Here is a 17,635-nt window from a genome sequence, read left to right as displayed (position 1 = left end):
CGGATCGCGGTAGCGTCGCTGCGAACCAGAGCAATCACTGTGTGCCACCTTGGAGGTGTGGGTGTCCCAGATCGCAGGCGAGCCCGGGTCGAAGGACTTCGTCGAGGTCCGGCTGCCCGCGGCGGGAGCGTATCTGTCGGTACTGCGGACGGCCACGGCCGGACTCGCGGCCCGGCTGGACTTCACCCTCGACGAGATCGAGGATCTGCGGATCGCCGTCGACGAGGCGTGCGCGATCCTCTTGCAACAGGCCGTCCCCGGTTCGGTGCTGAGCTGCGTGTTCCGGCTGGTCGGGGACTCGTTGTGGGTCACCGTGTCGGCGCCGACCACCGACGGCCGCGCACCGGAACGCGACACCTTCGCCTGGACGGTGCTCTCCGCGCTGGCCGGCGAGGTGGACTCCACCGTCGCGGAGGACCGGACGGTCAGCATCAGTCTGCACAAGAAGCGCGGCGCCGTACCCGGGCTGTCGTGAGGCATGTGAGGCGGCCGTCGTGAGTCCAGCAGACACCCCCGGCCCACCCGCGGAGCACGACGTGCCCGCGGCGCGCGGGCATGCCTCCGTGCCGGCCCAGCAGCCGGACCCCGTGGGCGCCGGGCCGGGTGGGCCGCCGCGGCCGTCGGCAAGACCGCACCCCGATCCCGGGGCGGCGGACCCCGACCCCGGCCTGGCCCGGGGCCGGACGGACCGTAGGGAAGTGATGGACGCGTCGGAGCAGGCGGAGCAGGCGGACCGGATGGATCAGCACGAGCACGCGGCATCGGCGGAGCAGCCCGACCAGCCGGCCCGGCCCGAGCAACCGGGACGACCGGACCAGCCGGGACAACCCGAGCAGGCCGAGCAGGCCGAGCAGGCCGAGCAAGCGGACCAGCCGGAGCGGCCGGAGCAGTCCGAGCGGCCCGAACAGGAGCCCGCCGCGGGCGAGTCCGCCGAGCAGCACGACCCGCACGACCGCTCGGGGGCCCGCGCGCTCTTCGTCGAGCTGGGCAAGCTGCCCGAGGGCTCGCCGGAGCGGGCCGAGTTGCGCAACCAGTTGGTGCGGATGCACCTCCCGCTGGTCGAGCACCTCGCCCGTCGCTTCCGCAACCGCGGCGAGCCGCTGGACGACCTCACCCAGGTCGCCACGATCGGGTTGATCAAGTCCGTCGACCGGTTCGACGTCGACCGCGGGGTGGAGTTCTCCACGTACGCCACGCCCACGGTCGTCGGCGAGATCAAGCGGCACTTCCGGGACAAGGGCTGGGCGGTCCGCGTCCCACGCCGGCTCCAGGAGCTGCGGCTGGCGCTCACCAGCGCCACCGGGGAGCTGTCCCAGCGGCATGGGCGCGCGCCCACCGTGCACGAACTCGCCGAGCACCTCAAGATCTCCGAGGAGGAGGTCCTGGAGGGGCTGGAGTCCGCGAACGCGTACAGCACGCTCTCGCTCGACGTGCCCGACACCGACGACGAGTCGCCGGCCGTCGCCGACACGCTCGGCTCCGAGGACGAGGCCCTGGAGGGGGTCGAGTACCGCGAGTCCCTCAAGCCGCTTCTGGAGCAACTCCCGCCGCGTGAAAAGACGATCCTGCTGCTGCGGTTCTTCGGGAACATGACGCAGTCGCAGATCGCGCAGGAGGTCGGTATCTCCCAGATGCACGTCAGCCGCCTCCTCGCCCGCACCCTCGCGCAGCTCCGCGACAAGCTCCTCATCGACGAGTAGCCCTTGCCGGGCCGGCCGAGCGGACCCCCCGGGGTGGTGTGTGCTGTCGGTTCAGGGACCACCTGCCGGTGGGGGCTGGTCGCACCATTCCCCGCGCCCCTGGATATGCCCGGGTCCCTCCGGGGCAAGCCGCACATACACAGGGGCGCGTGGGGGTACCTCCCAGGCGAAGCTCTGGGGGAGAACGGCGCGACCAGCCACCCACGGGCCGCAAGGTCCGGGCAGTCACGGGGTCGGGCTAGGCGGCGGTCCTGTTGATACCCAGTGCATCGGTGGTGGCGGGGTGGACGAGGAGGACGAGGCCCGCGAGCGCGAGCACCCCGAGCACCGCGCCGGAGGCGACGAACCCGGCGCCGTCGCTGCGCACCATGTTCCAGCTGATCGGGAGCGCGACGAGCTGGACGATGAGCGCGGGCCCGCGGCTCCACTGCCGGGCCCGGCGCAGCCCGTACGCCGCGAGGAGCGGAAGCGCGGCGAGGGCGAGCACGAGGAACCCGGGCAGCACGTCACTGCTGCCGCCGAAGAACATCGTCACGCCCCACGCGGCGATGGAGAGCCCCTCCAGCCCCGCCACCGCGGCCGCGGCGGTCAGCCGCAGGGGCGGCGGCCCGGTCGGCTGCCCGGCCGGCGGCACCTGTGCCGTGGGGCCGGCGGCCATGCCGTCTCCCCCGCCCGCGCCGGACTCCTTGCGCTTCGTCGTCTTCTGGCTCACACGTGCCAGCGTAGCCCGGCGTGAAAATCCGTAGGTACGCTGTCGAGCATGCGTGCTCTTCTCGTGGTCAACCCCGCCGCCACCACCACCAGCGCGCGGGTCCGCGACGTGATCAGTACCGCGCTGTCCAGCGATCTGAAGCTGGAGGTGGCCACCACCGAGTACCGCGGGCACGCACGGGACCTGGGCCGGAGGGCCGCGGAGGGCGGCGAGGTCGAGCTCGTGGTGGCCCTCGGCGGCGACGGCACCGTCAACGAGGTGGTCAACGGCCTGCTGCACCACGGCCCCGACCCGGAGACCCTGCCGCAGCTCGCGGTGGTCCCCGGCGGCTCGACCAACGTCTTCGCCCGCGCCCTGGGCCTGCCCAACGACGCGGTGGAGGCCACCGGCGCCCTGCTGGACGCGCTGCGCGCGGGCTCCTCCCGGACCGTGGGCCTGGGCCTGGTGAGCGGCACCCGGGGCAGCGAGGACGAGGGCGTACCGCCGCGCTGGTTCACCTTCTGCGCGGGCCTGGGCTTCGACGCGGGCGTGGTCGGACGGGTCGAGCAGCAGCGGGAGTTGGGCAAACGCTCCACGCACGCGCTGTACCTGCGGCAGGTGGCCCGCCAGTTCATGGCCGACCCGCACCGCCGGCACGGCACGATCACGCTGGAGCAGCCGGACCAGGAGCCGATCGAAGAGCTGTCCACCGCCATAATCTGCAACACCGCCCCGTGGACGTACCTCGGCAACAGACCGGTGTACGCCTCCCCCGGGGCGTCCTTCGACACCGCGCTCGACCTGCTGGGCGTCACCAAGATGTCCACGGTCGCGGGCGCCCGTTACGCGGCGCAATTGCTCCGTTCCACCCCGGAGCGCGGGCCCCGGGGCAAGTACGCGGTGGCGCTGCACGATCTGACGGACTTCACCTTGCATTCGCAGGCTCCGCTGCCCTTCCAGGTCGACGGTGACCACCTGGGACTGCGTACGAACGCAACCTTCACAGGCGTACGCCGTGCACTGCGTGTGATTGTGTAAGTCGAAGAGCCTAAAGTCCTTTTACTCGAACGTTTAGGCTGCCCCGCACCCCATGGAAGTACGGCTGTGACCGAGGCGACACCGAGGAATCCAAAAAAACTTCCCTGAAGGGGTTGTATCTCCAGCCGAGGTTTGCGAGTCTCTTACTGGCGATCGGGACGGCCGACAAACGGCCCCCATGAGAGCCCGAATCTCCTACCTCACACCAAGCGGGACCGCACCAGCCAGCGAAGGCTGGGTGGCGTCCCGTTCCCTGTGGGGGGATTCGTGAAAGCGTTCACATTCACAAGCAACCTGTTTGTCACACAAGGAGTTGGAGCAGCCATGGACTGGCGTCACCGCGCCGTTTGCCGCGAGGAAGACCCCGAGCTCTTCTTCCCCATCGGCAACACCGGTCCTGCGCTGCTGCAGATCGAGGAAGCCAAGGCCGTCTGCCGCCGCTGCCCTGTCATGGACCAGTGCCTTCAGTGGGCGCTGGAGAGCGGTCAGGACGCCGGTGTCTGGGGTGGCCTCAGCGAGGATGAGCGTCGTGCGATGAAGCGCCGCGCCGCCCGCAACCGGGCCCGTAACGCCAGCGCCTGAGAGACCGGACGACCCAGAAGCCTTAGCCCCGAGCCGCAGCGCGCAGCACCTGCCAATACGCGCAGCACGCAGTATCGCGAGAAGCCCCGTACCGGATGGGTACGGGGCTTCCGCGTGCTGTCCCGCCGGCCGTGCGGCGGGCCGGCGGCGCTCTCAACCGTCAGGCGTCCAACGGCAGTTCGAGGGTCACTCGGGTGCCGGAGCCGGCCGGGGCCGGGAGCATGTCGAAGGTGCCGCCCAACTCGCCCACCACCAGGGTGCGGACGATCTGGAGGCCGAGGTTGCCCGCCCGCTGGGCGTCGAACTCCGGTGGCAGGCCGCGCCCGTCGTCCTGGACGGTGACGGTGATGCGGTCGCGGCCGCGGGTCGCGGTGACCTCCACGGTGCCCGACTCCCCCGGCCCGAAGCCGTGTTCGAGGGCGTTCTGGACGAGTTCGGTCAGCACCATGGACAGCGGGGTGGCGGTCTCCGCGGTGAGGATGCCGAACTTGCCGCCGCGCCGGGTGGTGACCCGTCCGGGTGAGATCTCCGCCACCATCGCCAGCACCCGGTCGGCAATCTCGTCGAACTCCACCTTCTCGTCCAGGTTCTGCGACAGCGTCTCGTGCACGATCGCGATCGACCCGACCCGCCGCACCGCCTCGTCCAGCGCCTCACGGGCCCGCTCGGAGTCCATCCGGCGGGCCTGCAGCCGCAGGAGCGCGGCGACCGTCTGGAGGTTGTTCTTCACCCGGTGGTGGATCTCCCGGATGGTGGCGTCCTTGGTGATCAGCTCCCGCTCGCGGCGGCGCAGTTCGGTGACGTCGCGCAGCAGCACCAGCGAACCGGTGTGCACGCCCTTGGGTTTGAGCGGGATCGAGCGCAACTGGATCACCCCGTCGCCCGCCTCGACCTCGAACTCCCGGGGCGCCCAGCCGCTGGCGAGCTTCACCAGCGCCTCCTCCACCGGGCCGCGGTCCGGGGCGAGTTCGGCGGTGGCCCGGCCCAAGTGGTGGCCGACCAGGTCGGCGGCCAGGCCGAGCCGGTGGTAGGCGGACAGCGCGTTCGGGCTGGCGTACTGCACGAGGCCGTCGGCGTCCAGCCGGATCAGCCCGTCGCCGGCCCGCGGCGAGGCGTCCATGTCCACCTGCTCGGCCGGGAACGGGAAGGACCCCGCGGCGATCATCTGCGCCAGGTCGGAGGCGCTCTGCAGATAGGTCAGCTCCAGCCGGCTCGGGGTGCGCACGGTCAGCAGGTTGGTGTTGCGGGCGATCACCCCCAGCACCCGGCCGTCGCGCCGGACCGGGATCGACTCCACCCGCACCGGCACCTCCTCCCGCCACTCCGGGTCGCCCTCGCGGACGATCCGCCCCTCGTCCAGCGCCGCGTCCAGCAGCGGGCGCCGGCCGCGGGGCACCAGGTGGCCGACCATGTCGTCCTGGTAGGAGGTGGGGCCGGTGTTGGGGCGCATCTGGGCGACCGAGACGTACCGGGTGCCGTCCCGGGTGGGAACCCACAGCACCAGGTCGGCGAAGGACAGGTCGGAGAGCAACTGCCACTCCGAGACGAGCAGATGCAGCCATTCGAGATCGGATGAGTCGAGGCCGGTGTGCTCGCGGACGAGGTCGTTCATGGAGGGCACGCCTGTGAGCGTACCTCCCTGCGAAAGCTGTGAGGTTCGGCGCGTTTCACGGCGCGTCCGACCGGGAATTCACGGACGGAATCGGTGGCACACCCATGGACAAGGCCGACTGGTCTAGTCCACAATACTGATAAGCAGACCTCCGCCCTCCCCGCACAGGAGGACGGATCGAGGCCAAGGCGTTCTCTGCCCTGACTACGCCTGACGCCTCACTGGTCGGCCCTATCGGGTCGGAAGGGCACCGCACACCCGTCCGACCACGGTGCCGACGGCAGCTCCGGGCTGCGGTGCTGGAGAGGTTGAGGGTCCTCTCCCGGCACCGCGGCCCGAAGTGTTCTACGGCCAGGCGCGCAGGGCCAACTCGGCTATCGCGGACAGCTCTTCACGGGTGGCGCCGTCACGGGACTGCTGGGACATGCCCTGGATGACGGCGCCGACGTAGCGTGCGAGGGCGTTGGCGTCGGTGTCCGGGGGAAGCTCGCCGGCGTCGACGGAGGCGGCGATCCGGACCCGGATCGCCTCGACATTGGCCTCGCGGCGGGCACGGAGCGCGTCGCGCACCTCCGGGGTCGTGCAGTTCGCGGCCCCGCTGATCATGAGGCAGCCGCGCGGGTGGGCCTCGTCCGCGTACTCGATCGCCGCCTCCCGCAGCAGGCGGGCCACGGCGGCAGCGGCGGTCGGCTCCTCCGCGAGCGCGCGTTCGCCGAAGGCCCCGTAACGGGCGGCATAGACGTCCACGACCTCCGCGAACAGGGCCCGCTTGTCGCCGAACGCGGCGTAGAGGCTGGGCGCGCCGATCCCCATCACCCGGGTCAGGTCCGCGACGGACGTGGCCTCGTAGCCGTGCTCCCAGAAGGCGCGCACCGCCTGGTCGAGGGCGGCCTCTCGGTCGAAGGCGCGGGGGCGGCCGCGGGGCCGGGTGGAAACCATGCCGACATTCTATAGCGACCGCTAGACAATGTGGTACGGTCCCGTCGCAGTCATTCTGTAGCGATCGATAGAGAAATCGGGTGCGGGCCATGACGAACACGGGTACGGCGGCGGGCACGGGCGCGGATACGGCCGTGCGCTCCGGCACGGCCACGGCGGCGGGCCCCGGACCGCTCACCGGCAGAACCGCCCTGGTCACCGGCGGCAGCCGCGGCATCGGCCGCGGCATAGCCCTGCGGCTGGCCCGCGACGGCGCCAGGGTGGGCGTGCACTACGGCACGAACAAAGCCGCCGCCGACGCCACGGTCGCCGCGATCCAGGCGGCCGGCGGCGCCGCCTTCCCGCTCGGCGCGGACCTGGCCGACCCCGACGCCCCGGAAGCGCTGTGGGCGGCCTTCGACCGGGCCGCGGACGGGCTGGACATCCTCGTCAACAACGCCGGCATCGGCGTGGCGAGCCCCTTCGCCGACATCGACCGGGCCGAGTTCGACCGGGTCTTCGCGGTCAACACCCGCGCCCCCTTCTTCCTCACCCGCGGCGCGCTGTCCCGGCTGCGCGACGGCGGCCGCATCGTCAACGTCTCCACCGGCCTGACCCACAACGCGGTGATGCCCGAACTGATGGCCTACACCATGTCCAAGGCCGCGCTCGACGTCTTCACCCGGGACCTGTCCAAGGAACTCGGGCCGCGCGGCATCACCGTCAACGCGATCGCGCCCGGGATCATCGACACCGACAACACCGCACCGGTCATCCGTACCTCCGACGCCGCCTGGGAACAGGCCGCCGCCTACTCCGTCTTCAAGCGGGTCGGCGCCCCCGAGGACGTCGCCGACGCCGTCGCGTTCCTCGCCTCCGACGCCGCCCGCTGGATCACCGGGCACTGGCTCGACGCGACCGGCGGCTCCCTGCTCTGACCGGCGGAACGCGCCTGCACCCGGCGCGCGTCCACCACCAGGCGCACGTCCACCGGGGACCGCCCCGCTACCGGGTCTCGGTCACCTTCGCCAACGCCCGTGGCGCGTCCGGGTCCTGGCCACGCGCGACCGCCACCTCGTAGGCGAGCCGCTGCAACGGGATGATCTCCAGCACGGGTTGGAGCGCTTCCGGCAGCCTCCCGGTGGGCAGCCCGAAGCCGCCCGTGGCCGCCTTGACCTGGACCCGGGGGCCGATCACCACGAGGTCCGCGCCCCGCCCGCGCAGCCGGTCCAGCACGGGCTGCAGCGCCTCGCCGCCCCGGCCCTCGGTGACGATCGCGATGACCGGGGAGATGTTGTCGACCATCGCCAGCGGGCCGTGCAGCAGGTCGGCGCCGGAGTAGGCGAGCGCGGGGATGTAGCTGGTCTCCATCAGCTTCAGCGCGGCCTCCTTCGCGGTCGGGTAGCCGTATCCGCGCGAGGTGATCACCATCCGCTCGGCGAAGCGGTACCGCCCGGCCAGCGCGCGCACCTCGGCGGAGCGGTCCAGCACCTCCTGCACGAGGTCGGGCAGCACGGCGGCGGCCGCCCCGTCGTCGTCGCGCAGGCCCATGACGAACAGGTAGAGCACCAGGAGTTCCGCGGTGTACGTCTTCGTCGCGGGCAGCGCCTTCTCCGGCCCGGCCAGTATGTCGAGGTGGAACTCCGCGACCTCCGCCAGCGGCGAGTCCGGGTTGTTGGTGACCGCGAGGGTGATCGCGCCGGCCCGGCGGGCGGCCCGCGTGGTGGCGACCAGGTCGGGCGAGCCGCCGGACTGGCTGACGCTGACCAGCAGCACGTCCTCCAGGTGCGGGGTGGCCCCGTACGCGGTGACGGTGGACATCGAGGTCAACCCGCAGGGCAGGCCCAGTTCCACCTCGAACAGGTACTTCGCGTACAGCGCCGCGTGGTCGGAGGTGCCGCGGGCGCTGAGCAGCACGAACCGGGGCCGCCGGGCCGCGATCCGCTGGGCGGTCCGGCGCACCTGGGGCGCGGCCTCGGCCAGGACCCGGCGCAGCACCTCCGGCTGCTCGGCGATCTCGCCGAACATGATCCAGCCCGGCTCACCCGCGCGCGGGGCCGGGGACGACGCAGAAGCCGACATCCCCACCGCCTCCATCCCACCCGTCCGACCTCCACCAGTCGAACACAGGACGCCCCCCGCCGCACCACCGGAGTGGCCCAATCTGATAGATTGGTCTATACCACATGTATCCTTCTTGAGAACGGCAGGCCCAGCGTGGAAGTTGTCATCGTGCCGGACGCCGCCGCAGGCGGCGAAATCATCGCGGAGGCCATGGCCGCCCTGCTGCGCCGCAAGCCCGACGCACTGCTCGGCGTGGCGACCGGTTCCACCCCGCTGCCGGTCTACCAGGCACTCGCCGCCAAGGTGCGCTCCGGCGCCGTGGACGCCGCCAGGGCCCGGGTCTGCCAGCTCGACGAGTACGTGGGCCTGCCGGCCGGCCACCCGGAGTCGTACCGCTCGGTGGTGCTGCGGGAGGTGGTGGACCCGCTCGGCCTGTCGCCGAAGTCGTTCATGGGTCCCGACGGCGCCGCCACCGACGTACGGGCGGCCTGCGCGGCGTACGACGCGGCGCTCGCGGCGGCCGGCGGGGTCGACCTCCAGCTGCTCGGCATCGGCACCGACGGGCACATAGGGTTCAACGAGCCCTGCTCCTCGCTCGCCTCCCGCACCCGGATCAAGACCCTCACCGAGCAGACCCGGGTGGACAACGCCCGCTTCTTCGACGGCGACATCGCGCAGGTGCCGCAGCATGTGATCACCCAGGGCATCGGCACCATCCTGGAGGCGCGGCACCTGGTGCTGCTGGCCACCGGCGAGGGCAAGGCCGAGGCCGTCGCGCAGACCGTGGAGGGCCCGGTCGCCGCCGTGGTGCCCGCCTCCGCGCTGCAGTTGCACCCGCACGCGACGGTGGTGGTCGACGAGGCCGCCGCGTCCAAGCTGAAGCTGGCGCCGTACTTCCGCGCCACCTTCGCCGCGAAGCCGGACTGGCAGGGGCTGTAGCCGGCGGCGCCCCCGCACCCGGCCCGGCCGCCACGGGCCGTCCGTGACGACCAGACGCCGCGGGCTCCTTCCCGGAGCCCGCGGCGTCTGCCGTATCCGGCGCCTTCCCGGCCGCCGCCTGCCCGCGCTACGCCTCGCGGCCGACGATCGCCTCCGCCGCGGCCTCGCCGCAGACCCGGGCGGCGCCGTGCGTGGCGATGTGCAGCGAGCCGACCGGCGGGGCCTGGGGCACGCCCATCTCCACCACGATCGTGTCCGGGCGGGCGGCCAGCAGCCCGTCCAGCGCCCGCGCCATCCACGCGTGCCGGTGCGCGTCGCGGACCACGGCCACCACCCTGCGGTCGCCGGCCGCGGCGAGCAGTTCGGTGACGTCGTCGGTGCGGTAGGTGCCGGTGCGGGTACCGGGCAGCAGCCGCTCCAGTTCCGCGGCGACTCCCCACGGGGTCACGTCGCCTACCGCGATGTTCGCCATCGGGGTGAACGCCGCCACGTAGGGCGGGTTGTCCAGCGGGGTGAAGCCCTCGGCGCGGGTGATCCGCAGCGCCCGGCGGGCCGCCTCCAGGCCGATGTCGGAGTCGGGTGCGCTCCCCTCCGCCGCACCCGACCGCTGTGCGACCGCCCAGGCGGCCAATTCCCTCACCCGGCGCGCCGCGTCGGCCAGCCGCTCGGCCGGCAGCGAGCCGTCCCGTACCGCCGCCACGATCGCGTCGCGCAGGTCCAGCGCGGTCTGCTCGTCGCACAGCCCGCCGCCCACGCAGATCGCGTCGCACCCCGCGGCCAGCGCCATCACGGTGCCGCGCTCGATCCCGTACGTGGCCGCTATCGCCTGCATCTCGATGCCGTCGGTGACCACCAGCCCGTCGTAGCCGAGGCCGCCCTCCTCGCGGGGGGCGCGCAGCAGGCCGCCCAGGACGGCCGGGCTGAGCGTGCCGGGCAGGTCCGGGTCGAGCGCGGGCACCAGGATGTGCGCGCTCATCACGACCTTGGCGCCGGCCGCGATCGCCGCCCGGAAGGGCACCAGTTCGCGGGCCCGCAGGGTGTCGAGGTCCACGTCGATCCGCGGCATCGCGTGGTGCGAGTCCACCGCGGTGTCGCCGTGGCCGGGGAAGTGCTTGACCGAGGCGGCGACGCCCGCGGACTGCAGGCCCTCCACGTAGGCCGCGGTGTTGCGGGCCACCAGTTCGGGGTCGGCGCCGAAGGAGCGCACCCCGATCACCGGGTTGCCCGGGTCGGAGTTGACGTCGGCGGACGGCGCCCAGTTGAAGTTCACGCCGCAGGCGGCCAGCCGGCGGCCGAGTTCGGCGGCGACCGCGCGGGTCAGCTTCAGGTCGTCGACCGCGCCGAGCGCGAGGTTGCCGGGGAACGACGAACCGCCGCGCGCCTCCAGCCGGGTGACGTCGCCGCCCTCCTCGTCGGCGGCGACCAGTACGTCGGGGCGCGCCTCCCGCAACTGCGCGGTGAGCGCTGCCACCTGCTCCGGTGACTCGACATTGCGGGCGAACAGGCCGACCGAGCCGAGCCCTTCGCCGAGCAGCCGCAGCACCCACGCGGGCGCGGTGGTGCCGGCGAAGCCGGGCTGGAGGACGGCGAGCGCGTCCGCGGTGACGGTGTCCTGGTGCGGGCCGGTGGCGCCGCCGAGGTGGTCGGTGTGGGCGATGGGACTCATCCCTTCACCGCCCCGGCGGTCATGCCGGCGACGGCTCTGCGCTGGAGGACCAGGAAGACGATCACCACGGGGATGGTGAACAGGCTGGACGCGGCCATCGTAGCGCCCCAGTCGTCACCGAAGTTGGTCTGGAACTGGGTGATCCACAGCGGCAGGGTCTGCCCGCTCTCCTTGTTGAGGATGAGCACCAGGGGGAACTCGTTCCACGCGGTGATGAAGCCGAACAGCGAGGTGGACATCAACCCCGGCGCCAGCAGCGGCAGTACCACCCGGACGAACGCCTGGAACCGGGTGCAGCCGTCCATCAGGGCGGACTCCTCCAGTTCCTTGGGCACCGCGGCGATGAACCCGCGCAGCGTCCAGATGGAGAACGGCAGCACCATCATCATGTAGAAGAAGGTCAGCGGCACCAGGCTGTTGAGCATGTCCTGGTCGCGGACGATCAGGTAGACGGAGATCGTCATGACCTCCCACGGTGCCATCTGGGCCATCATCACGATCAGGATGAACGCCTTGCGGCCGCGGAAGCGCATCCGCGCCACCGCGAACGCCGCCGCGGTCGCCACCACCAGCGACAGCAGCACCGAACCGAGGGTGACGGTGAGGCTGTTGCGCACCAGCGTCCAGAAGCCCGCCGCGTGCACGGCCTTGTCGAAGTGCGACATGGTGCCGTGGACGGGCACGAAGACCGGGGTGGTGGAGATGATGTCGAGGTCCGGCTTGAAGGCCGTCGTCAGCATCCAGTAGACGGGGAAGACGAAGAAGACGAAGAGGATGACCGCGACGACGTTGGGCCACAGCCGTCCGAACGTGGAGCGCCTCACAGCTCGTCCTCCTGCTTCAACATGATCCGGAAGTAGTAGGACATCAGCACCAGCAGGATGAGGATGGTCAGCACGGAGATCGCCGCGCCCGTGCCGTAGTGCTGGTTGCCGACGCCCTCGACGTAGGCGTAGACCGGCAGCGTCTCGGTCAGGCCCTCGGGGCCGCCGGCGTTGAGCGCGTAGACCTGGGTGAACGCCTTGAACACCCAGATGACCTCAAGGAACGCGGTGCTCAGGAAGAACGGCTTGAGCATCGGGAAGAGCACCGAGGTGAAGGAGCGCCAGGCGCCCGCGCCGTCCATCCGGGCGGCCTCGAAGATCTCCCCGGAGATGGTGGTCAGACCCGCGTAGAGGTTGAGCGCGACGAACGGGATCGACTGCCAGACCACCATCAGGGTGATGACCGCGAAGGTGGAAAACTGGTGGCCGAACCAGTTGTAGCCCTGCATCGAGTGCCAGCCGAGCTTGTTCAGGGACCAGTTGACCACGCCGTAGCGGGTGTCGAAGAGCCACTGGTAGACGGTGGTGCCGGCCACGATCGGCATCGCCCAGGCGAGCACCATCCCGATCGACAGCAGCAGCCGCATCCGCTTGCCGAGCCGGTACAGCAGCAGCCCCACCAGGGTGCCGGCGATCATGATCAGCACGACGTTGGCGAGGGTGAAGAAGACCGAGCGCTCGGTGGTGTGCCAGAAGTCGGCGCTGGTCAGCTGGGCCTTGTAGTTGCCGAACCCGGTCCACTGGGTGGTGTGCTGGATCAGCTGGAAGGCGTTGAGGGTCTGGAACGAGATGATCACGTTCCGCACCAGCGGGTAGCCCAGCAGCAGCACGGTGGCCGCCAGCGCGGGCAGGATCAGCAGGTACGGCACCGAGCGGCCGGCGACCGCGCCGCCGACGGACCGCGCCTTGCGGGGGGCGGCCGGCGGCTGTCCCGCGGTGCGCGCGCCGGAGGGCCCGGGTATGGCCGCTCCCTCGTCGGGGCCCCGTACTTGCGTCCCTTTGTACTGCGCGGCCATGCTTCCCTCTTCCTCGTACCGTCCGCTGCAAGGCGCTGTGCCGGGCCCGGGCGCCCGCCGCTCAGGACGGCGGGCGCCGGGACCCGGACCGGGTGACTACTGCTGGCTGAGCCGCTTGTCGATCTCGGTGTCCGCCTTCTTGGCGGCCGCGCTCGGGGACTGGCCCTGGAGCACGCCGGTCATGAAGAGGGTGGTGATCGGGTTGGGCGCGTTCTCGACGTTGCCCCACGCCGGGATGAGCGGGGTGGTACCGCCGTTGGCCGCGGCGGCCGCGGAGACGGTGCCGAACTCGTTGCCGGTCAGGTTGGAGTCGAGGCTCGCCTTGTTCGGGACGACGCCGCCCTCCTTGGCCAGCTCGCCCTCGAACTGGTCGGACATCGCCATCTTCAGGAAGTTCTGGGCCAGCTCGGGGTTCTTGCTCGCCTGGGAGATCGCCAGGTTGGAGCCACCGACGAAGACGCTGGCGGTCTTGTCCGCCGTCTTGCCCGGGAAGGCGAAGAAGCCGACCTGGTCCTTCAGCGCCGGGTTCTTGGTGATGGCGCCGGCCGCCTCCCAGCCCAGGCCGAGGAACGCGCCGACGTCGCCCTTGGCGAACACGTCGGACTGCTGCGGGGTGGCCTCGTCCTTGTCCTTCGGCGCGGTGCCGTAGGAGTTCACCTTCTTGTACAGGTTGATCGCCGCGGCGGCCTGCGGGGTGTCCAGGTTGCCGGTGTACTTGTCGCCGTCCTTCTTGACCAGGTCGGCGCCGGCGTCCAGCAGGAAGCCGTCGAAGCCGTACCAGTCCTGGCCGGGCAGGTAGAAGGCGTCCTTGGTGCCCTTGGCCTTGATCTTGTCCAGGTCGGAGAAGAGCTCGTCCTGGGTCTTCGGCGGCGTGGTGATGCCGGCGTGGGACCAGATCTTCTTGTTGTAGACGACGACCCGGCTGGCGAAGTACCACGGGGCGGCGAACTGCTTGCCGTTGTAGACCGCGGAGCCGTTGAGCGCCGGCACCCAGTCGCTGCCGCCGATGTCGGCCTTGACGCTGGTGAGGTCCTTGAGGCCGCCGGTCGCCGCGTAGTACGGGGTCTGGGTGTTGCCGACCTCGATGACGTCCGGCGGGGTGCTCTCCGACAGCGCGGTGGTGAGCTTCTGCTGGATGCCGTCCCACTGCTGGACGGTGATCTTCAGCTTCGCGCCGGGGTACTGCTTCTCGAACGCGGCGGTGATGTCCTTGGTCCACCCGGGCGGGTTGGAGCCGCTCATCAGCCACACGTTGAGCGTCTTGCCCTTGAAATCGGCCGGCCCGGCCGAACTCCCCTTGGCCGAATCGGACTTGTCACTGCTGCCGCCACAGGCCGCGACTCCGGTCAGCACTGCCGCGACACCGATCGCAGCGATGAGCTTGCGCCTCATGCCACCCTCCTCAAGGATGCCCGAAACTCCCCCCACCGCCCGAAATGTCGGCTGCCGCACGCGCATTGCAGCCGCGTCCTGCTCGTGGGTCTGGGATTGGTCGTTAATGGTTTAGACCAGTACCCGGAGCTTGGCCTAGACCTTTAGGGGTGTCAAGGGTGTATAAGAACACCCGTCGGACCTGTTATCGGACCGACACCTGAAGGGCATCAGCCACCCACCGCCTCCCTCCGGCAGGGGAGCCCGTGCCACCATGTGACCGCGATCAACGGAGGAGCCGGTGACGGCAGTACGACGGCAGTCGGGAGTACACGGCATGGACAGCGACACGGGCAGCAGCGGGGAGCCCACGGGGAACGGCACCGCCGGCCGCACCGCCCGCGTGCCGAAGTACTACCGGCTCAAGCGCCATCTCCTGGACATCACCCAGACCATGCCGCCCGGCACCCCGGTGCCCCCGGAGCGCACCCTGGCCACCGAGTTCGACACCTCCCGCACCACCGTGCGGCAGGCGCTGCAGGAGCTGGTGGTCGAGGGCCGGCTGGAGCGCATCCAGGGCAAGGGCACCTTCGTGGCGAAGCCGAAGGTCTCCCAGGCACTGCAACTCACCTCCTACACCGAGGACATGCGCGCGCAGGGCCTGGAGCCCACCTCGCAACTGCTGGACATCGGCTACATCACCGCCGACGACCGGCTGGCCGGGCTGCTGGACATGAAGGCCGGCGGCCGGGTGCTGCGGATCGAGCGGCTGCGGCTGGCCAACAGCGAGCCGATGGCGATCGAGACCACCCACCTGTCCGCGAAGCGCTTCCCCGCGCTGCGCCGCAGCCTGGCGAAGTACACCTCGCTCTACACCGCGCTCGCCGAGGTCTACGACGTGCGGCTGGCCGAGGCCGAGGAGACCATCGAGACCTCGCTGGCCACCCCGCGCGAGGCCGGGCTGCTGAGCACCGACGTCGGGCTGCCGATGCTGATGCTCTCCCGGCACTCCGTGGACACCACGGGGGAACCGGTGGAGTGGGTGCGGTCGGTCTACCGCGGCGACCGGTACAAGTTCGTCGCGCGGCTCAACCGCCCGACGGACTGAGCCCCACCGATCCGAATGCTGTCGTACGAAGGCCCGCCGGACCCGCCGGCGGGCCGCTTCGGCGTTCCCTCGTACGGCTGATATCCGCACAGGTAGTGACGCCTGTCACTCCCCTCCCCTAGATTCCTGCGCACCACATTGATCGCTCTAGGGGACGGGAGCACCAGCTGTGCCGACCGCGCCGACACAAGTACCCCCACCGCGCCGACCGGCGGACGGACCACGACCGGCGGTCACGCCCGCGCGGGTCGTCGCCGGAATCTGCCTGATCATTCCGCTCGTCAGCACGCTCTGGGTCAGCTCCTATTCGCGGCTGACCCCGACCTTCATCGGCATCCCGTTCTTCTACTGGTACCAGCTCGCCTGGGTGCCGGCCTCGGCGGTGCTCACCTACTCCGCCTACGTGCTGGTCCGGCGTGACGCGCGCAGCCGCAAGGGAGGTGCGGCCAAGTGAAGAACCACGTCGACGGGGTCGCGCTCGCCATCCTCATCTTCTTCTTCGTCGCCGTCACGGCGATGGGCTTCATGGCCGCGCGCTGGCGGCGCGCGGACAACGCGCTGCACCTGGACGAATGGGGGCTGGGCGGCCGCAGTTTCGGCACCTGGGTGACCTGGTTCCTGCTCGGCGGCGACCTCTACACCGCGTACACCTTCATCGCCGTGCCGGCCGCGATCTACGGCGCCGGAGCGTCGGGCTTCTTCGCCGTGCCCTACACGATCATCGCCTACCCGCTGGTCTTCCTCTTCCTGCCGCGGCTGTGGTCGGTCTCGCGCAAGCACGGCTACGTGACCTCCTCGGACTTCATCCGCGGCCGGTTCGGCTCCAAGAGCCTGTCGGTGGCCGTCGCGCTCACCGGCATCGTGGCCACCATGCCGTACATCGCGCTCCAACTCGTCGGCATCCAGGCGGTGCTGGACGTGGTCGGGGTCGGCGGCAGCGACTCGACCAACTGGTTCGTCAAGGACCTGCCGCTGCTGATCGCCTTCGGTGTGCTCGCCGCGTACACCTACTCCTCCGGGCTGCGGGCACCCGCGCTGATCGCGTTCGTCAAGGACGCGCTGATCTACATCGTGATCGCGGTGGCGATCATCTACATCCCGTACAAGCTCGGCGGGTTCGGCGACATCTTCCACAAGGCGGGCGCCGCGTACGCGGTGAAGAACCCCGCCACCGGCAAGCCGCACGGCTCGCTGACCGTCGCACCGCAGGCCCAATGGGCTTACGCCACGCTCGCGTTGGGCTCCGCGATGGCGCTGTTCCTCTACCCGCACTCGGTGACCGCGGTGCTCTCCGGCAAGAGCCGCACCGTCATCCAGCGCAACACCGCGATCCTGCCGCTGTACTCGCTGATGCTCGGGCTGCTGGCGATGCTCGGCTTCATGGCGGTCGCCGACGGCGTCGGCAAGAACGTCAAGGGCTACAACGCCCAACTCGCCATCCCCCAGCTCTTCGAGAACGTCTTCCCGAGCTGGTTCGCCGGGGTCGCCTTCGCCGCGATCGCGATCGGCGCGCTGGTACCCGCCGCGATCATGTCCATCGCCGCCGCGAACCTCTTCACCCGCAACATCTACAAGGACCTGATCCGCCCGAACGCCACGCCCACGGAGGAGACCCGCGTCTCCAAGCTCGCCTCGCTGGTGGTGAAGGTCGGCGCGCTCGTCTTCGTGCTGTCGATGGACAAGACCGTGGCGATCAACTTCCAACTGCTGGGCGGGATCTGGATTCTGCAGACGGTGCCCGCGATCGTCGGCGGGCTGTTCACCCGCTGGTTCCACCGCTGGGCGCTGCTGGCCGGCTGGGCCGCGGGCATGGCCTACGGCACCTGGAAGGCGTACGACCAGTCCAGCCCGAGCCAGTCGCACTTCGGCGGGAACTCCGACACGATTCCGTGGATCGGCAAGATCGGGTACATCGGGCTCACCGCGTTCGTGCTCAACGTGGTCATCGCGGTGGTGCTCACGCTGGTGTTGCGGGCGGTGAAGGCGCCCGCGGGCACCGATGAGACGGTCCTGTCGGACTACACCGCCGAACCGGGCGAGCCCGACGACCCGGGGGTGCCCCTGACCCCCGAGCCCGCCCCGTCCGCATAGTCACGGTCCCCCTGT

At 70.9% G+C, this 17,635-nt stretch carries 17 protein-coding genes; 9 read left to right on the top strand and 8 right to left on the bottom strand.

The features are described 5' to 3' along the window. Positions 1-61 precede the first annotated feature (61 nt). Both OG370_RS28335 and OG370_RS28330 read left to right on the top strand, forming a co-directional pair. Positions 62-475 carry an anti-sigma regulatory factor gene (locus OG370_RS28335; RefSeq protein ID WP_093740726.1) on the top strand — a complete coding sequence of 138 codons (414 nt, stop codon included), beginning with the start codon at positions 62-64 and terminating at the stop codon, positions 473-475. 262 nt (positions 476-737) lie between these two features. Then, positions 738-1,700: an RNA polymerase sigma factor SigF gene (locus tag OG370_RS28330; protein ID WP_443060903.1), complete on the top strand. Its 963-nt coding sequence runs from the start codon at positions 738-740 to the stop codon at positions 1,698-1,700. Between the two features lie 238 nt (positions 1,701-1,938). Here OG370_RS28330 and OG370_RS28325 read toward each other — a convergent pair whose 3' ends face one another. Next, a complete protein-coding gene (locus OG370_RS28325; RefSeq protein WP_328469110.1) occupies positions 1,939-2,412 on the bottom strand; it encodes a hypothetical protein in 474 nt (157 codons plus the stop codon). 48 nt (positions 2,413-2,460) lie between these two features. Between OG370_RS28325 and OG370_RS28320 the strand changes: the two genes are divergently transcribed. Beyond that, positions 2,461-3,429: a diacylglycerol/lipid kinase family protein gene (locus OG370_RS28320; RefSeq protein ID WP_328469108.1), complete on the top strand. Its 969-nt coding sequence runs from the start codon at positions 2,461-2,463 to the stop codon at positions 3,427-3,429. A gap of 324 nt (positions 3,430-3,753) precedes the next feature. Beyond that, a complete protein-coding gene (locus tag OG370_RS28315) occupies positions 3,754-4,011 on the top strand; it encodes a WhiB family transcriptional regulator (RefSeq protein ID WP_037913060.1) in 258 nt (85 codons plus the stop codon). 160 nt (positions 4,012-4,171) lie between these two features. Here the strand turns inward: OG370_RS28315 and OG370_RS28310 are convergent, their stop codons facing one another. Together OG370_RS28310 and OG370_RS28305 are read right to left on the bottom strand one after the other, a co-directional pair. Then, positions 4,172-5,623, bottom strand: coding sequence for a sensor histidine kinase (locus OG370_RS28310; RefSeq protein ID WP_328474482.1), 1,452 nt, complete (start codon positions 5,621-5,623; stop codon positions 4,172-4,174). Positions 5,624-5,968: 345 nt separating this feature from the next. Further along, a complete protein-coding gene (locus OG370_RS28305) occupies positions 5,969-6,562 on the bottom strand; it encodes a TetR/AcrR family transcriptional regulator (protein ID WP_328469100.1) in 594 nt (197 codons plus the stop codon). A gap of 89 nt (positions 6,563-6,651) precedes the next feature. Between OG370_RS28305 and OG370_RS28300 the strand changes: the two genes are divergently transcribed. Continuing rightward, positions 6,652-7,479 carry an SDR family oxidoreductase gene (locus tag OG370_RS28300; protein ID WP_328469098.1) on the top strand — a complete coding sequence of 276 codons (828 nt, stop codon included), beginning with the start codon at positions 6,652-6,654 and terminating at the stop codon, positions 7,477-7,479. 67 nt (positions 7,480-7,546) lie between these two features. Here the strand turns inward: OG370_RS28300 and OG370_RS28295 are convergent, their stop codons facing one another. Then, positions 7,547-8,623 carry an SIS domain-containing protein gene (locus tag OG370_RS28295; protein WP_328469096.1) on the bottom strand — a complete coding sequence of 359 codons (1,077 nt, stop codon included), beginning with the start codon at positions 8,621-8,623 and terminating at the stop codon, positions 7,547-7,549. A gap of 135 nt (positions 8,624-8,758) precedes the next feature. On the opposite strand from OG370_RS28295, the gene nagB reads away from it, so the two are divergent. After that, positions 8,759-9,544, top strand: a complete 786-nt coding sequence (gene nagB, locus OG370_RS28290) for a glucosamine-6-phosphate deaminase (protein ID WP_328469094.1) — start codon at positions 8,759-8,761, stop codon at positions 9,542-9,544. 127 nt (positions 9,545-9,671) lie between these two features. On the opposite strand, the gene OG370_RS28285 is transcribed toward nagB, so the two are convergent. From OG370_RS28285 to OG370_RS28270, 4 genes are all read right to left on the bottom strand, one after another. Beyond that, on the bottom strand, positions 9,672-11,210 hold the full coding sequence (locus tag OG370_RS28285; protein ID WP_328469092.1) for a glycoside hydrolase family 3 protein: 1,539 nt from the start codon (positions 11,208-11,210) through the stop codon (positions 9,672-9,674). Beyond that, complete coding sequence (locus OG370_RS28280) at positions 11,207-12,034, bottom strand: carbohydrate ABC transporter permease (protein ID WP_328469090.1); 828 nt, start codon at positions 12,032-12,034, stop codon at positions 11,207-11,209. The genes OG370_RS28285 and OG370_RS28280 overlap by 4 nt, the downstream gene beginning before the upstream one ends. Then, a complete protein-coding gene (locus OG370_RS28275) occupies positions 12,031-13,050 on the bottom strand; it encodes a carbohydrate ABC transporter permease (RefSeq protein WP_328469088.1) in 1,020 nt (339 codons plus the stop codon). The genes OG370_RS28280 and OG370_RS28275 overlap by 4 nt, the downstream gene beginning before the upstream one ends. Before the next feature lie 96 nt (positions 13,051-13,146). After that, positions 13,147-14,442, bottom strand: coding sequence for an extracellular solute-binding protein (locus OG370_RS28270; protein WP_328469086.1), 1,296 nt, complete (start codon positions 14,440-14,442; stop codon positions 13,147-13,149). Positions 14,443-14,758: 316 nt separating this feature from the next. On the opposite strand from OG370_RS28270, the gene OG370_RS28265 reads away from it, so the two are divergent. From OG370_RS28265 to mctP, 3 genes are all read left to right on the top strand, one after another. Beyond that, positions 14,759-15,529: a GntR family transcriptional regulator gene (locus OG370_RS28265; RefSeq protein WP_103884760.1), complete on the top strand. Its 771-nt coding sequence runs from the start codon at positions 14,759-14,761 to the stop codon at positions 15,527-15,529. Positions 15,530-15,698: 169 nt separating this feature from the next. After that, positions 15,699-15,983, top strand: coding sequence for a DUF3311 domain-containing protein (locus OG370_RS28260; protein ID WP_443060762.1), 285 nt, complete (start codon positions 15,699-15,701; stop codon positions 15,981-15,983). Further along, a complete protein-coding gene (gene mctP / locus OG370_RS28255; RefSeq protein WP_328469080.1) occupies positions 15,980-17,620 on the top strand; it encodes a monocarboxylate uptake permease MctP in 1,641 nt (546 codons plus the stop codon). The genes OG370_RS28260 and mctP overlap by 4 nt, the downstream gene beginning before the upstream one ends. The last annotated feature ends 15 nt before the right edge of the window (positions 17,621-17,635 follow it).

Origin of the sequence: Streptomyces sp. NBC_00448 (genome assembly GCF_036014115.1) — a bacterium.
In the GTDB taxonomy this organism is placed as follows: Bacteria; Actinomycetota; Actinomycetes; order Streptomycetales; family Streptomycetaceae; genus Actinacidiphila.
Note: the sequence above shows the minus strand (reverse complement) of the source record. Positions and strands in the feature narration are given on the sequence as shown.

Coding starts and splice junctions, on each gene's coding strand:
- OG370_RS28330 (WP_443060903.1), top strand. CDS start 738: ATGGATCAGCACGAGCACGCGGCATCGGCGGAGCAGCCCGACCAGCCG.
- OG370_RS28320 (WP_328469108.1), top strand. CDS start 2,461: ATGCGTGCTCTTCTCGTGGTCAACCCCGCCGCCACCACCACCAGCGCG.
- OG370_RS28315 (WP_037913060.1), top strand. CDS start 3,754: ATGGACTGGCGTCACCGCGCCGTTTGCCGCGAGGAAGACCCCGAGCTC.
- OG370_RS28310 (WP_328474482.1), bottom strand. CDS start 5,623: ATGAACGACCTCGTCCGCGAGCACACCGGCCTCGACTCATCCGATCTC.
- OG370_RS28305 (WP_328469100.1), bottom strand. CDS start 6,562: ATGGTTTCCACCCGGCCCCGCGGCCGCCCCCGCGCCTTCGACCGAGAG.
- OG370_RS28300 (WP_328469098.1), top strand. CDS start 6,652: ATGACGAACACGGGTACGGCGGCGGGCACGGGCGCGGATACGGCCGTG.
- OG370_RS28295 (WP_328469096.1), bottom strand. CDS start 8,623: ATGTCGGCTTCTGCGTCGTCCCCGGCCCCGCGCGCGGGTGAGCCGGGC.
- OG370_RS28285 (WP_328469092.1), bottom strand. CDS start 11,210: ATGAGTCCCATCGCCCACACCGACCACCTCGGCGGCGCCACCGGCCCG.
- OG370_RS28275 (WP_328469088.1), bottom strand. CDS start 13,050: ATGGCCGCGCAGTACAAAGGGACGCAAGTACGGGGCCCCGACGAGGGA.
- OG370_RS28270 (WP_328469086.1), bottom strand. CDS start 14,442: ATGAGGCGCAAGCTCATCGCTGCGATCGGTGTCGCGGCAGTGCTGACC.
- OG370_RS28265 (WP_103884760.1), top strand. CDS start 14,759: ATGGACAGCGACACGGGCAGCAGCGGGGAGCCCACGGGGAACGGCACC.